Here is a 14107-nt window from a genome sequence, read left to right on the forward strand (position 1 = left end):
CCCATGGCCGGTGTGCGACCAATGAAATTAAAGTATCAACCAACCCCAACCCACAACCCGCCCCACAAAGGAAACAGAATCATGATTTGACGTTGGCTAGATGCTCGCGTCCACTGTGTAGTTCTCAACGTACGGCCGATCCCACCATCATGGACAACACGTTCCATGACCGCGGGCCAGAAGAAACCCAGTCCACCCACCCCCAAAAGGAGGCGAATCGGCTGGTCTTCCAGGACCCAATAGTATGCACCTGCCGCAACCCCGCTCACACACCCCCACGTTCCAACATCATCTCCACGAAGAAGACCATGCGTACTAGCGCAGGCGAGCAAACAAGCTTGCTTGTTATATGTTCCACCCATGAGCGACTCGCAACGAACGTTTGTCGTTGGTCGAGTCATTCTGCGACAGCAGTGCTGTCGAGTGCTCCTTAGAAAGGAGGTGATCCAGCCGCACCTTCCGGTACGGCTACCTTGTTACGACTTAGTCCTAATCACCAGTCCCACCTTCGACAGCTCCCTCCCACAAGGGGTTAGGCCACCGGCTTCGGGTGTTACCGACTTTCATGACTTGACGGGCGGTGTGTACAAGGCCCGGGAACGTATTCACCGCAGCGTTGCTGATCTGCGATTACTAGCGACTCCGACTTCATGGGGTCGAGTTGCAGACCCCAATCCGAACTGAGACCGACTTTTTGGGATTCGCTCCACCTCGCGGTATCGCAGCCCTTTGTATCGGCCATTGTAGCATGCGTGAAGCCCAAGACATAAGGGGCATGATGATTTGACGTCATCCCCACCTTCCTCCGTGTTGACCACGGCAGTATCCCATGAGTTCCCACCATAACGTGCTGGCAACATAGGACGAGGGTTGCGCTCGTTGCCGGACTTAACCGAACATCTCACGACACGAGCTGACGACAACCATGCACCACCTGTATACGAGTGTCCAAAGAGTCCTGCATCTCTGCAGTGTTCTCGTATATGTCAAGCCTTGGTAAGGTTCTTCGCGTTGCATCGAATTAATCCGCATGCTCCGCCGCTTGTGCGGGCCCCCGTCAATTCCTTTGAGTTTTAGCCTTGCGGCCGTACTCCCCAGGCGGGGAACTTAATGCGTTAGCTACGACACAGAACCCGTGGAACAGGCCCTACATCTAGTTCCCAACGTTTACGGCATGGACTACCAGGGTATCTAATCCTGTTCGCTCCCCATGCTTTCGCTCCTCAGCGTCAGTAGCGGCCCAGAGATCTGCCTTCGCCATCGGTGTTCCTCCTGATATCTGCGCATTCCACCGCTACACCAGGAATTCCAATCTCCCCTACCGCACTCTAGCCTGCCCGTACCCACTGCAGGCCCGAGGTTGAGCCTCGGGTTTTCACAGCAGACGCGACAAGCCGCCTACGAGCTCTTTACGCCCAATAATTCCGGACAACGCTTGCACCCTACGTATTACCGCGGCTGCTGGCACGTAGTTAGCCGGTGCTTTTTCTCCAGGTACCGTCACTTTCGCTTCTTCCCTGACAAAAGAGGTTTACAACCCGAAGGCCGTCATCCCTCACGCGGCGTTGCTGCATCAGGCTTGCGCCCATTGTGCAATATTCCCCACTGCTGCCTCCCGTAGGAGTCTGGGCCGTGTCTCAGTCCCAGTGTGGCCGGTCACCCTCTCAGGCCGGCTACCCGTCGTCGCCATGGTGAGCCATTACCTCACCATCTAGCTGATAGGCCGCGAGTCCATCCATGTCCGATAAATCTTTCCAACACCTCACCATGCAGTGGATGCTCGTATCCAGTATTAGACGCCGTTTCCAGCGCTTATCCCAGAGACATGGGCAGGTTACTCACGTGTTACTCACCCGTTCGCCACTCATCCACCCGAGCAAGCTCGGGCTTCAGCGTTCGACTTGCATGTGTTAAGCACGCCGCCAGCGTTCGTCCTGAGCCAGGATCAAACTCTCCGTAAAAAACATGTGCAACCAACCACCGGAATAAGGCGACCAGCTGCGAGTTTGACCTGACAACAGACCATCATTACTGACAATCTCGTTATCCAAAAAAGGAATCTCCAACACCAACCAAAACAGTCGATGCCGGGGATAAATAATTGGCATATGACAATCAAGTGCACACTATTGAGTTCTCAAAGACCAGACACCACCCGTACCAGCCAAAGCCTTCCGAACAGCAACCTGTCCATGCTAGCACATGTTCTGTGCTCGCTGCGCATTGTTTTGAACCGAACCGCTCTGCGGCCCGGCTCCGTTGCGCTGACAAGGGAATACATTACGCAGATCCTGAGCTCCCTGCAATTACCGCCCGAATCCCGGGCGTGTCTCCGCATGATTCCGCGGATTCACCCCTCCGACACCTCCGCGCCACCCGCGCCCGATATGGGCCTCCAGGGGGTCATATTGGGTCATTCGCGTGCGCGGGGCCTGTTTCCCGGGCGCGCCGCACCTCTGGGCACCACGGCAGCACGAGCCCCGCTCGCCCCGGCCCCTGCTTAGATGGAGGGCGTGACTGAGCAGAGCGCATCGCCCACCCTTCCCTCCCCCGCCGACTTCGGCTTCGCCGTCGAGCACCGTCTCGAGCAGGGCGGTGCCGTCGGCAGCGACGGCCGCCCCCTCGGGCGGACGGGCACGATCCGCACCCCCCACGGCGACATTCAGACCCCCGCCTTCATTCCGGTGGGCACCAAGGCCACGGTGAAGGCGCTGCTGCCCGAGACGGTCGGGCAGCTCGGCGGGCAGGCGGTGCTCGCCAACGCGTACCACCTGTTCCTGCAGCCGGGCAGCGACATCGTCGACGAGGCCGGCGGTTTCGGCTGCTTCATGAACTGGGACGGCCCCACCTTCACCGATTCGGGCGGGTTCCAGGTGATGTCGCTCGGGGTCGGCTTCAAGAAGGTCATCTCGATGACCGAGGGCATGCACCGCAGCGACGACGTCATCGCGAAGAACAAGGAGCGCCTCGCGCACGTCGACGAGGACGGCGTCACCTTCAAGTCGTTCCTCAACGGGGATCGTCACCGCTTCACCCCCGAGGTGTCGATGCGGATCCAGCACCAGCTGGGCGCCGACATCATCTTCGCCTTCGACGAGTGCACCACACTGCTCAACACCCGCGCCTACCAGGAGGACTCGGTCGACCGCACCGCGCGCTGGGCCGTGCGCTGCCTCGACGAGCACGCGAGGCAGACGGCGGAGCGCTCGCACCGCCCCTACCAGGCGCTCTTCGGCGTGGTGCAGGGCGCCCAGTACGAGGATCTGCGTCGCAAGGCGGCCCGCGGTCTCGCCGAGATGCACGGCGCCGACGCCGAGGGGCAGCAGTTCGACGGCTTCGGCATCGGCGGCGCCCTCGAGAAGGCCGAGCTCGGCACGATCTGCAGCTGGGTCAATGACGAGCTGCCGGAGCACAAGCCGCGGCACCTGCTCGGCATCTCGGAACCCGACGACCTGTTCGCGGCCATCGCCGCCGGCGCCGACACCTTTGACTGCGTGGCCCCCTCCCGGCAGGCGCGCGGCGCCACGATGTACTCGAGTCGGGGGCGGATCAACGCGAAGGCGGCCACCCAGCGGCGCCGTTTCGAACCGCTCGATCCCGAGTGCGACTGCTACACCTGCGAGAACTACACGGCCGCCTATCTGCACCACCTCTTCAAGGCGAAGGAGATGTTGTCGTCCACGCTGGCCACGATCCACAACGAGCGCTTCATCGTGCGGCTCGTGGATCAGATCCGTGCCTCGATCGTCGAGGGCACCTTCGTCGAGTTCCGCGAGGAGGTGCTCGGTCGCCAGTACGGGGCCGAGTTCGCGCGCGAGGCCGCAGCCCGCTACCGCGTCTGATCCAGGCTCAGGATGCCGCGGCCCCCGACGCGGTGCGCTCCTCCGCGGCGCGCACCGCGCGGATCACGCGCGTGGTGACCGGCAGCAGCACCACCTCGGCGAGCACCTTCACCACGTAGCCGAGCACCACGTACATCACGAAGTCGACGCCCGTGATGATGCCGGCGAACGCGATCGTGCAGAAGAGCAGGGTGTCGACCAGCTGGCCCGCCACGGTCGACGCGATGAGGCGCGTGCGCAGGAAGCGGCCGGAGGTGCGCCGCCGCATGCGGTCCAGCACCCAGGCGTTCAGCAGCTGGCCGGCGAGGAACGCGACAAGGCTCGCCGCAACGATGCGCGGCACGAAGCCGAGCACCGCGGCGAAGGCCTCCTGGTTCTCCCAGCCCGCCGCCGGCGGCGACACCTGCACCGCGAGGATCGTGAGCGACGCGATGAGCGCGAGCCCGAAGGCGGTGAGGATCGCGCGGCGAGAGGCCTTCAAACCGTAGACCTCGGCGAGCACGTCACCCAGGATGTAGGCCAGCGGGAACAGGAACACCCCGCCGTCGAAAACGAGCGGCAGCGAGAACTCGCCGAACGGAATCGCACCGAACGCGATCGGCTTCACCGCGACCACGTTCGAGATCAGCAGGATGCCGACGAAGATCGCCGAGATCGTCGCGTACCGCCCACCCGACGAGGCCGACCGGGCCCCCGGGGTCAGGTACTTCGAAGGGTCTTCGGACTCCTGCACGCTGTTCATCCGCTGCGTCTCACTCATCGATCAGGCCCACTCCAAGCATCCCCCGGATCATGTCCATGTTCAGTTTCGCGGCGACCCGCGCACCGTTGCCGGCCGCGATGATGAGCTGCTGCGGCCCGGGCGGCACGATGTCGCCCACCGCGTACACGCCGCGCACGGAGGTCTCGCCGCGGTCGTCGACCACCACGAGGCCCCAGTCGTCGCGCTCGATGTCGAGCTCCCCCATGAACTCGACCGGGGCGTGCCAGCGCGGCCGCACGAAACCGCCGACGCGCGGGATCACCTCACCATCGGCCAGGCGCACCCCCGTCATCTCGGCCTTCTCGCCCACGATGTCATCGATCGCGCGCCGCTCCACTCGGACCCCGATGGAGGCGAGCTGCGCCTCCTGTTCGGGCCGCACCGTGTCGGCGCCGTTCGTGAACACGATCAGGTCGGAGCTGAACCGGCTGATGAGCAGGGCGCGGGCGAACAGGTCGCTCGTCTCGCCGATGAGCACGAGCGGCTTGTCGGTCTTCTCGAAGCCGTCGCACTCGACGCAGCTGTGCAGTGCGGTGCCGTAGTAGGCGCGGATCATGGGCAGCGCGGGCAGATCCTCGGTGAGGCCCGCGGCGATGAGCACGCGGCGCGCGACGTACTCGACATCGGCCGCGCCCCGGATGCCGGTGCCGCGCACCCGGAAGCCGATGCCGTCGGGGAAACCAGCGGCGATCGCTTCCTCCGCGGAGAGTGGGATCACCTCCCGCGTCATCACCTGCGAGAACACGGCGGTGGGGTACGCCTCGAACTCCTCGCGACCGAGGCGGCGCAGTTCGAGCGGCGACGCACCGTCGCGGGTCAGGAAGCCGTGCGACTGCAGCGTGGCCGAGTGCCGCGGGCGGTTGGAGTCGAGGATCGCGATGCGCCGATTCGCCCGCACCAGCTGCAGGCCGGCCGAGAGGCCGGCGGGCCCTCCCCCGATGATCGCGACGCCGACCCGGGTCGGGTCGCCATCGGCGGGGATCCCCTGATCCGTCCGGACCGCGGCCGACACGGTTACGCCCGATCCGCGAGGTGCGCGTCGAGACGGCGCAGGCGGGCGAGTGACTCGTCGCGGCCCAGCAGCTCGAACGATTCGAAGAGCGGCGGCGAGACCCGACGACCCGAGGCGGCGACGCGCAACGGCCCGAACGCGAGGCGCGGCTTCAGGCCGAGCCCGTCGATGAGGGCCGCCTGCAGCGCCGCCTGGATGGGCTCGGTCTGCCAGTCGGCTGCGGGCACGGCGTCGAGCGCCGCGATGCTCGCGGCGAGCACCTGGCGGGCGTCGTCCTTCAGCGACTTCAGCGCATCGTCTTCGTAGACGAGCGCGTCGGCCGAGGTGAACAGGAACGCCATGAGGCCCACCACGTCGGAGAGCACGGTGATGCGGCTCTGCACGAGCGGCACCGCGCGGCGCACCACCTCGAGCTGCTGCTCGTTCGGCTCGACGGGCAGCGCGCCCCCCGCGATCAGGTAGGGCAGGATGCGCGACTCGAAGTCGCTCTCCGAGAGCAGGCGGATGTGATCGGCGTTGATCGCGTCGGCCTTCTTCTGATCGAAGCGGGCCGGATTCGGGTTGACGTCGGCGACGTCGAACGCGGCCACCATCTCCTCGCGCGAGAACACGTCGCGATCCGGAGCCAACGACCAGCCCAGCAGCGACAGGTAGTTGAGCAGCCCTTCGGGGATGAAACCGCGCGAGCGGTGGTGCAGCAGGTTCGACTCGGGGTCGCGCTTCGAGAGCTTCTTGTTGCCCTCGCCCATCACGTAGGGCAGATGGCCGAAGCGCGGGATCGCGGGCTCGATGCCGAGCTCGACGAGCGCGCTGTGCAGGGCGATCTGGCGGGGCGTCGACGACAGCAGGTCTTCGCCGCGCAGCACATGAGTGATGCCCATGAGCGCGTCGTCGACAGGGTTGACGAGGGTGTACAGCGGGGCACCATTGGGGCGCACCACCACGAAGTCGATCGTGGAACCGGCGGGGAACGAGATGTCGCCGCGCACCAGGTCAGTGAAGGAGAGGTCGGTGTCGGGCACGCGGAAGCGCAGCGCGGGCTGACGGCCCTCGGCGCGGAACGCGGCGCGCTGCTCCTCGGTGAGGTCGCGGTCGAAGTTGTCGTAGCCGAGTTGCTTCGGACGGCCGGCGGCCTCGTTGCGGGCGTCGATCTCCTCGGCCGTGGAGTAGCTCTCGTAGAGGTGACCGGCCTCGGTGAGGCGTGCGATCACGTCCTGGTAGATGTCACCGCGCTGCGACTGGCGGTACGGGCCGTGCTCGCCGCCGGCGTCGATGCCCTCGTCCCAGTCGAGCCCGAGCCAGCGCAGCGAGTCGAGGATCTGCGCGTAGCTCTCCTCGCTGTCGCGCGCCGCGTCGGTGTCCTCGATGCGGAACACGAAGGTGCCTCCCGTGTGCCGGGCGTACGCCCAGTTGAAGAGGGCGGTGCGCACCATGCCGACGTGCGGGGTGCCCGTCGGGGACGGGCAGAAGCGCACGCGCACGTCACTGCCGGTTGCGGTGGAGAACTGGGAAACGCTGCTCGTAGACATCGCCTCTCATTCTAGCCTCCGAGCGCTCGGATTCCCGTTCGGGCACACCCCGGAGATATGGGATCTGCCGGAGATATGGCGATCCGCCCCGCAAACGCCATATCTCCGGCAGATCCCATATTCACGACAGGTGGAGGTGGATCAGCGGCGCACCCGCAGCGTGGCGAGCGCCCCCAGCGCCAGCAGGCCGCCCGTCACGAGCGCGAGGAAGGAGAAGTCGCCGATCGCGAAGACGATGCCCGAGAGCGCACCCGCCACCGCACCGGCCGCGCTCATGATCGTGTCCGATCGCCCCTGCCACCGCGGCCGATCCGCCGACGGGGTGAGCTCGGTGAGCAGGGCCGCCCCGGCGACCGTGACGGCCCCCCAGCCCAGACCGAGCAGCACGAGCGCGATCTGCACGAGCGCGTGCGACGCCCCGGCGAAGTAGGCGAGGGTGACGGCGCCGAGCAGCATGACCCACCCGATCCCGATCACCTGCACGCGGCCGATGCGCCCCGCGAGCACCCCGAAGACGGGCGAGAGCGCGTACATGCCGGCGATGTGCAGGCTGAGGGTCACGCCCACCAGCTGCGGCGTGCCCTCGTGATGCATGAGGTGCAGCGGCGTCATCGCCATGAGCGCCACCATGATGGCCTGCGCCATCGCGATCATGAAGACGGTGAGCACCCGCGGGCGGTTCGACACCGGGATGGGAAGAGGGGCGGATCCGGATCCGCCCTGCGGCCCGTCACCCGCAGCGGGCGCAACGGGCACGCTGTCGGTCTCGGGCGGCAGCTGTCGCGCAGTGAGCAGCGGATCCGGGCGCAACCCGAACCAGTTGACGAGCACCGCGAGGATCTGCGCCACGAAGGGGAAGACGAACACGCCGGCGAGCGGTGTCACGCCGAGGGCCTCGCCCACGACCGCGCCGGGGCCCATGAGGTTCGGCCCGACGACCGCACCCACGGTGATCGCCCAGGCCACCAGAGACAGGTCGCGGGCGCGGTTGCGTGGCAGCGCGAGATCGGTCGCGGCGAAGCGCGACATCAGCTGCACCGAGCTCGCGACGCCCAGCATCGCGATGCCGAGCGCGAGCAGCCACCACTGGTGCACCACCGTTCCGAGGATCGCAACGACCGCGCCCAGCATCGCGACCGCACTGCCCGCGACGAGCGCGCGGCGGCGGCCGTGTCGGGCGGCCACGCGCGCGAGCGGAATGCCCGCGGCAGCCGCTCCCGCGTTGAACATGGCGGATCCGAGCCCCGAGATGGCGTCGTTGCCGCTCACCTCTGCGAGCAGCAGCGCGCCCACCGAGAGGGATGCGCCCACACCGAGGCCGCCGAGGATCGTCGCGGTGGCCAGCACGGCCACCGTGCGGCGCTGCAGCCGCCCGCCGCGGCGCAGCTCCCCCGTCTCGAGCACGACAGTCGCGCCGCTCACGCGACGGGCTCCAGGCCCCAGCACGAGCCGTCGACGCTCGCGAGGAGCCGCTTCGCGAGGCGCACCTGCGGGCTCTCGTTCGCGGTGGCCATCGAGACGATGCCGATCGTGCGGTAGCGGGGCGGATCGAGCCGCAGCGCGTGCGCGTCATCGGGCAGCGTGCGCGCTGCCGCCAGCGCGAGCCCCGGTACGAGCGCGACAGCGCCGCCCGCCGCGGCCATCGCCAGCATGGCCGGCACGTTGTCGGTCTCCTGGATGATGTCGGGCTCGAAGCCGGCTTCGCCCGCCGCGCTCAGCAGGTGCCCGCGGCACTTCTCGCAGCCCGCGATCCAGTGGTCCGAGGCGAACTCGCCGAGCTTCACATCGGCGTCGCCCGGGGCGCGCTCGTCAGAGGCCACGAGACGCACCTCCTCGCGCCACAGCGGCAGGAAGGCGCTGCCCGCGGGCAGTTCCGCGGCGCCCTCGTAGTCGAAGATGAGCGCGCAGTCGACTTCTCCGTCGCGCAGCATCGCCGTGGCGGCCGGCGGCTCGGCCTCGCGGTACTGCAATGCCACGTCGGGCGCTTCGACCGCGAGCTCGCGCATGAGGGCGGGCACGAGTGTCGCGCTCGCACTCGGGAACCCGACGAGGCGCAGCGTGCCGGCGCGCTCGCCTCGCAGATCATCGATCGCGGCAAGGGCGGCGTCGATCTCGGCGACGACCGTGCGACCGTGATCCGCGAGGATGCGGCCCGCGGGGGTGAGACGGATGCCTCGCCCGCTGCGCTCGATGAGCGGCACGGCGAGCCGGGTCTCGACCCGCTTGATGCGCTGGCTGACCGCGGGCTGGCTCAGGCCGAGGCTCGCGGCCGCGGCGGTGAGCGACCCGGTGGTCGCGAGGGCGTGCAGAATGCGCAGCTCGGTCGAATCGATCGAGCCGAGCGGGTCGGCGTTGCGGAGCGTGGTCATGCCTCGATGATACGCCAAACATAACCATGCATGAAGCAAAATATAAGAATGATTCTGTTTGATTATGCATTGCGGTCGCCTAGCCTGGCCGCATGACCCCCGATCCAGCATCCGCCGCAGCGCCGCTACCGCAGCGACTCTCCGAGCTCGGCTTCACCGCGGGCACCGGCTACCTCTCCGCCTGCACCTCGGGCCTGCCGACAGCCGCGACCGCGCACGCCATGCGCAGCTTCGTCGACGACTGGGCCGCGGGGCGGGCCAACGCGCGAACTCTCGGCGAGCAGGCCGAGCGCTGCCGTGCGCTCTTCGCCGGCATCGCCGGCGTCACCGTCGACCGGGTGGCGATCGGCTCCCAGGTGTCGCAGCTCGTCTCCGTGATCGCGAGCTCCATGCCCGACGGCGCCGAGGTGCTCTGCGCCGCCGGCGACTTCTCCTCACTGACCCACCCCTTCGAACAGCACGCGCACCGCGGCGTGCGCGTGCGCTACGCCCCCGTCTCACAGCTCGCCGACGAGATCCGCGCCGGGACGACCCTCGTCGTGTTCTCGCTGGTGCAGTCGGCGACGGGCGAGGTGGCCGACGCCGAGCCGATCCGCGTCGCCGCGGCGCGCGCCGGCGCCCGCACCCTCGTCGACCTCACCCAGTCGCTCGGCTGGCTGCCCACCGGGGCAGGCGCCTTCGACTTCACCGTCTGCCACGCCTACAAGTGGCTGTGCGCGCCCCGCGGCACCGCCTTCCTCACCGTGCGGGCCGGACTGGAGGACGAACTCGTGCCCGTCGCAGCCGGATGGTACTCGGCCGACGACGTGTGGGGCTCCTGCTACGCCGGCCACACCCCGCTCGCCGCGGGCGCCGGACGCTTCGACGTCTCCCCCGCGTGGCCGGTGCTCGGCGGCACCGAGGCCGCACTCACCGGCATCGCGTCGCTCGACCCCGACGCCGTGCACGCCCACGACCTCGCGCTCGCGAACGCCGCGCGCGAAGTGCTCGGACTGCCGCCGAGCGACTCCGCCATCGTCGCCTGGGCCGATCCCGACGGCGACGACCTCGCCGCACTCACCGCCGGCGGCATCACCGCATCGGGGCGGGCCGGCAACGCCCGCATCGCGTTCCACCTCTGGAACACCGCCGCCGACGTCGAACGCCTCGCCCGCGCGCTCCGCCGCTAGGCCGGCCAGGCCCTCAGCTCTCGGCGAAGGCGGCGGCCTCGGCCTTGTCCTGCTCCGTCGCGACGAGCTGCCCGCAGGCTCCGTCGATCTCCTTGCCGCGGGTGTCGCGCAGCGTCGTCGGTACGCCGGCCGCGTTGAGTCGGTCGACGAACTCGCGCGTGACCTCGCGGGTCGACGACGTCCAGATCGATCCGGGCGTCGGGTTGAGCGGGATGGGGTTCACGTGCACCCAGCCGCGCCCGCGCGAGTTGAGCTTGTCGGCGAGCAGGTTGGCGCGCCACGCATGGTCGTTCATGTCTTTGATGAGCGCGTACTCGATCGAGACGCGGCGGCCCGTCTTCTCGTAGTAGTGGTAAGCCGCGTCGAGCACCTCCTCGACCTTCCACCGGCTGTTCACCGGGATCAGGTCGTCGCGCAGCTCGTCGTCGGGCGCGTGCAGCGACAGCGCGAAGGTGATCGGGATGTCCTCGTCGGCGAGCTTGCGGATCGCGGGCGCGAGCCCCACGGTCGACACGGTGATACCGCGCGCCGACATGCCGAGACCCTCGGGCGACGGCGCGATCATGCGGTGCACGGCGTTCATCACGCGCTTGTAGTTGGCGAGCGGCTCGCCCATGCCCATGAACACGATGTTGTTGACCCGCTCGGGTTCGGCGCCGTTGCCCTCGCGGCGGGCCCGGCCGAGGCCGCCCTCGGCGATGACGCGGTTGGCCTGCACCACCTGGTCGAGGATCTCGGCGGTCGACATGTTGCGGGTGAGGCCCGCCTGCCCGGTCGCGCAGAAGGGGCAGTTCATGCCGCAACCGCACTGGCTCGACACGCAGAGCGTGATGCGGCCCGGGTAGCGCATCAGCACCGACTCGACGAGCGCGCCGTCGAACAGCCGCCACAGGAACTTGATCGTGGCCCCATCGTCGGTGACGAGCCGCTTCACCTCGGTGAGCAGCGGCGGGAAGAACGCCTCCGCCAGTTCGGCGCGGCGATCCTTCGGCAGATCGGTCATCTGCTCGGGGTCGGTGGTGCGGTGCTCGAAGTAGTGCTTCGAGAGCTGCTTGGCGCGGAACTTGGGCACGCCCATCTCGACGACCTTCGCCTCGCGCTCCGCGAGCGTGAGGTCGGCGAGGTGCGTGGCGGGCTGCTTCACGCGCGGCGACGCGAACTGCAGCGTGGGGCGGCCGTCGGGCGTGGTGAGCTGCTGCCAGCCCTCGGCCTTCGGCTTGACCTGCGGGCGGGTCGCGCCGGCGGCGCGCGGCCGAGTCTTGACCAGTTTGCCCTCGGCGGGCGGCGCGTCGTGGTTGAGCTTGTTGGGATCCATCTCCCCCATTGTCTCATCCGCGAGCTGGGTGCGGCTGGCCGCGGCGGATCGGCGGCTCAGAACTCCTCGTAGACGGCGGGATCCTGCCCGGCGAGGCGGCCGTCCGCACGGCCGAGCGCAGTGATCGCGTCGACCTCGGCGCCGCTCAGCTCGATCCCGGCAGCGGCGAGGTTCTCGCGCTGGCGAGCCGGATCCTGCGACTTCGGCAGCGGCACCGCCCCGCGGGCCACGTGCCAGGCGAGGATCGCCTGCGTGGGGGTGATGCCGCGGGCCGTCGCGATCTCGACCACGACCCCCTCGAACATCAGCGGATCCCGGCCGCGGCCCACAGGGCTCCACGCCTCGGTGATGATGCCGCGCTCGCGGTGGTAGTCGAGCGCGTCGGGCTGCGGGAAGAACGGGTGCAGCTCGATCTGGTTCACGACCGGCAGCACGCCGGTCTCGCGGTCGAGGCGCTCGATGTGCTCGGGCAGGAAGTTGGAGACGCCGATCTGGCGCACGAGGCCGCGCTCGCGTGCGGCGATGAGCGCGCGCCACGCCTCGACGTAGAGGCCCGTCACCGGGTTGGGCCAGTGGATCAGGTACAGGTCGATCGCGTCGAGCCCGGTGCGGTAGACGCTCTCCTCGATGGTGCGCAGCGCGGCGTCGTACTCGTGGTGGCGGCCGGGCAGCTTGCTGGTCACCACGAGCGAGGCCCGATCCGCCCCGGAATCGCGCGCCGCACGACCGACCGCGCCCTCGTTCTCGTAGCGGAATGCCGAGTCGATCAGGCGGTAGCCGCCGCGCACGGCCTCGGCCACGGCAGCCGCGCCGGCCGCGCCGTTCAGACGGTACGTGCCGAATCCGATGGCGGGAAGGGTGAATCCGTTGTGGGCGCGCTGCTCGGTCATACCCCTCAGCCTACGCGGGGCCTGCCGCGGCATCGAGCCCCCCCTCGCCGCGAAGAACACGGGCGGATCACGCCCGCCCTGCGGCGGCGCTCTACGCGTCGGTCTCGGACGACGCCCGGTACAGCTCCAGCAGGCTGCCGATGCCGCCCGCCGCCCACGCCCGCCGCTGCGCCTCGGCGGCACCGCCGTCGGCGCGCCGCCGCTCCACGAAGCGCTGCACGTGCTCGAGGTCACCGGCGGCCTCGAGCGAGGGGGCGACGTGCGCGAGCAGTGCGTCGACCACCTCGAAGGCGGGTGCCGGTGCGCCGCTCGCCGGGTGCACCAGCTCGCTCGCGAGGCCGTTGCGGGCGGCGACCCAGTGCGCGCCGCGCAGCACGTCGCGCTGCGGCTCGGCCAGCGGGGCGCCGGCTTCGCGCTCGCCCAGCGCCCCCGCCACGAGGGCGCGGAAGATGAGCGCGAAGGCGACCGCGTCACCGCTCTCGAGCTGCGCATCGGCGGTGCGCAGCTCGATCGTGGGGAACCGCTCGGAGAGCCGGATCGACCAGTTCACGAGGGCCGTGTCGAGCAGCGCGCCCGCCCGCACCAGCTGCTGCACGACGTCGTCGTAGGCCGCTGCGTCTGAGAAATGCGGCGGGTAGCCGGAGCTCGGCCACTGCTGCAGCTGCAGGTAGCGCCAGCTCGCGTAGCCGGAGTCGCCGCCGAGCCACAGCGGCGAGTTGCTGGTGAGGGCCACGAGCACGGGCGACCAGTGGGCGATGCGCGCGAACACCTCGACGCCGGCATCCCGCGACGGCACCTCCACGTGCACATGGGTACCCGTCGAGTAGTAGCGGTGCACCATGCCGCGCATCGCACGGTCGATGTCACGGTAGCGCTCGTTGTCGGTGACGCGGCCGGGCACGTCGCCGCCGAGGGGCGGGAGCCCCGTGCCGGCGAGCACGAGCCCCTGCTCGGTCGCGGCCCGCGACGCGGCGACCCGGAACTCGGCGAGCGAGTCGAAGGCCTCAGCCGCGGCCGTGCAGGGCGGGGTGGCCGTCTCGAGCTGGCTGCGGAAGTACTCGTGCTCGGCCCGCAGGCCGGGCAGCGCCGCGATCATGCCCTCTACACCGTCGCGGGGCAGACCGGTCTGCGCGTCGAGCAGCAGATACTCCTCTTCCACGCCGAAGCGCGGCGGGGCGGGGGTGTCGACTGGCATCTCAGCACCGTCCGTTCGAGGTG

At 68.8% G+C, this 14107-nt stretch carries 10 protein-coding genes and 1 rRNA gene; 2 read left to right on the forward strand and 9 right to left on the reverse strand.

The window, feature by feature from the left end; all coding sequences use genetic code 11:
- Positions 1–434: 434 nt before the first annotated feature.
- Positions 435–1961 (reverse strand): 16S ribosomal RNA (locus H629_RS14270).
- 543 nt (positions 1962–2504) lie between these two features.
- Between H629_RS14270 and tgt the strand changes: the two genes are divergently transcribed.
- Positions 2505–3842 (forward strand): tRNA guanosine(34) transglycosylase Tgt, encoded by a 1338-nt coding sequence (gene tgt / locus H629_RS0112170; protein WP_029746948.1) that lies wholly within the window; start codon positions 2505–2507, stop codon positions 3840–3842.
- Positions 3843–3849: 7 nt separating this feature from the next.
- Here tgt and H629_RS0112175 read toward each other — a convergent pair whose 3' ends face one another.
- The 5 genes from H629_RS0112175 to H629_RS0112195 form a co-directional block, all read right to left on the reverse strand.
- On the reverse strand, positions 3850–4584 hold the full coding sequence (locus H629_RS0112175) for a queuosine precursor transporter (protein ID WP_024357526.1): 735 nt from the start codon (positions 4582–4584) through the stop codon (positions 3850–3852).
- Positions 4585–4594: 10 nt separating this feature from the next.
- On the reverse strand, positions 4595–5617 hold the full coding sequence (locus H629_RS0112180) for an NAD(P)/FAD-dependent oxidoreductase (RefSeq protein WP_024357527.1): 1023 nt from the start codon (positions 5615–5617) through the stop codon (positions 4595–4597).
- Positions 5618–5619: 2 nt separating this feature from the next.
- Positions 5620–7146: a glutamate--tRNA ligase gene (gene gltX / locus H629_RS0112185; protein ID WP_024357528.1), complete on the reverse strand. Its 1527-nt coding sequence runs from the start codon at positions 7144–7146 to the stop codon at positions 5620–5622.
- Between the two features lie 141 nt (positions 7147–7287).
- Entirely contained in the window at positions 7288–8568 is a 1281-nt protein-coding gene (locus H629_RS0112190; RefSeq protein ID WP_024357529.1) for an MFS transporter, read from the reverse strand.
- On the reverse strand, positions 8565–9515 hold the full coding sequence (locus H629_RS0112195; protein ID WP_024357530.1) for a LysR family transcriptional regulator: 951 nt from the start codon (positions 9513–9515) through the stop codon (positions 8565–8567). The genes H629_RS0112190 and H629_RS0112195 overlap by 4 nt, the downstream gene beginning before the upstream one ends.
- Positions 9516–9607: 92 nt before the next feature.
- Here H629_RS0112195 and H629_RS0112200 point away from each other — a divergent pair, with 92 nt between their 5' ends.
- Positions 9608–10684: an aminotransferase class V-fold PLP-dependent enzyme gene (locus H629_RS0112200; RefSeq protein ID WP_024357531.1), complete on the forward strand. Its 1077-nt coding sequence runs from the start codon at positions 9608–9610 to the stop codon at positions 10682–10684.
- Positions 10685–10697: 13 nt separating this feature from the next.
- Here the strand turns inward: H629_RS0112200 and rlmN are convergent, their stop codons facing one another.
- From rlmN to H629_RS0112215, 3 genes are all read right to left on the reverse strand, one after another.
- The gene (gene rlmN / locus H629_RS0112205) at positions 10698–11999 is read right to left on the reverse strand and encodes a dual-specificity RNA methyltransferase RlmN (protein ID WP_024357532.1); all 1302 of its coding nucleotides are present in this window, start codon (positions 11997–11999) and stop codon (positions 10698–10700) included.
- Positions 12000–12055: 56 nt separating this feature from the next.
- A complete protein-coding gene (locus H629_RS0112210; RefSeq protein ID WP_029746953.1) occupies positions 12056–12889 on the reverse strand; it encodes an aldo/keto reductase in 834 nt (277 codons plus the stop codon).
- A gap of 91 nt (positions 12890–12980) precedes the next feature.
- The gene (locus H629_RS0112215) at positions 12981–14084 is read right to left on the reverse strand and encodes a carboxylate-amine ligase (protein ID WP_024357534.1); all 1104 of its coding nucleotides are present in this window, start codon (positions 14082–14084) and stop codon (positions 12981–12983) included.
- Positions 14085–14107 lie beyond the last annotated feature (23 nt).

The organism is Leucobacter chironomi DSM 19883, assembly GCF_000421845.1.
GTDB lineage: Bacteria > Actinomycetota > Actinomycetes > Actinomycetales > Microbacteriaceae > Leucobacter > Leucobacter chironomi.

Bases quoted from the DNA above. Each gene is read 5' to 3' on its own strand.
- gltX (WP_024357528.1), bottom strand. From the start codon at position 7,146: ATGTCTACGAGCAGCGTTTCCCAGTTCTCCACCGCAACCGGCAGTGAC.
- H629_RS0112175 (WP_024357526.1), bottom strand. From the start codon at position 4,584: ATGAACAGCGTGCAGGAGTCCGAAGACCCTTCGAAGTACCTGACCCCG.
- tgt (WP_029746948.1), top strand. From the start codon at position 2,505: ATGGAGGGCGTGACTGAGCAGAGCGCATCGCCCACCCTTCCCTCCCCC.
- H629_RS0112195 (WP_024357530.1), bottom strand. From the start codon at position 9,515: ATGACCACGCTCCGCAACGCCGACCCGCTCGGCTCGATCGATTCGACC.
- H629_RS0112210 (WP_029746953.1), bottom strand. From the start codon at position 12,889: ATGACCGAGCAGCGCGCCCACAACGGATTCACCCTTCCCGCCATCGGA.
- rlmN (WP_024357532.1), bottom strand. From the start codon at position 11,999: ATGGATCCCAACAAGCTCAACCACGACGCGCCGCCCGCCGAGGGCAAA.
- H629_RS0112215 (WP_024357534.1), bottom strand. From the start codon at position 14,084: ATGCCAGTCGACACCCCCGCCCCGCCGCGCTTCGGCGTGGAAGAGGAG.
- H629_RS0112200 (WP_024357531.1), top strand. From the start codon at position 9,608: ATGACCCCCGATCCAGCATCCGCCGCAGCGCCGCTACCGCAGCGACTC.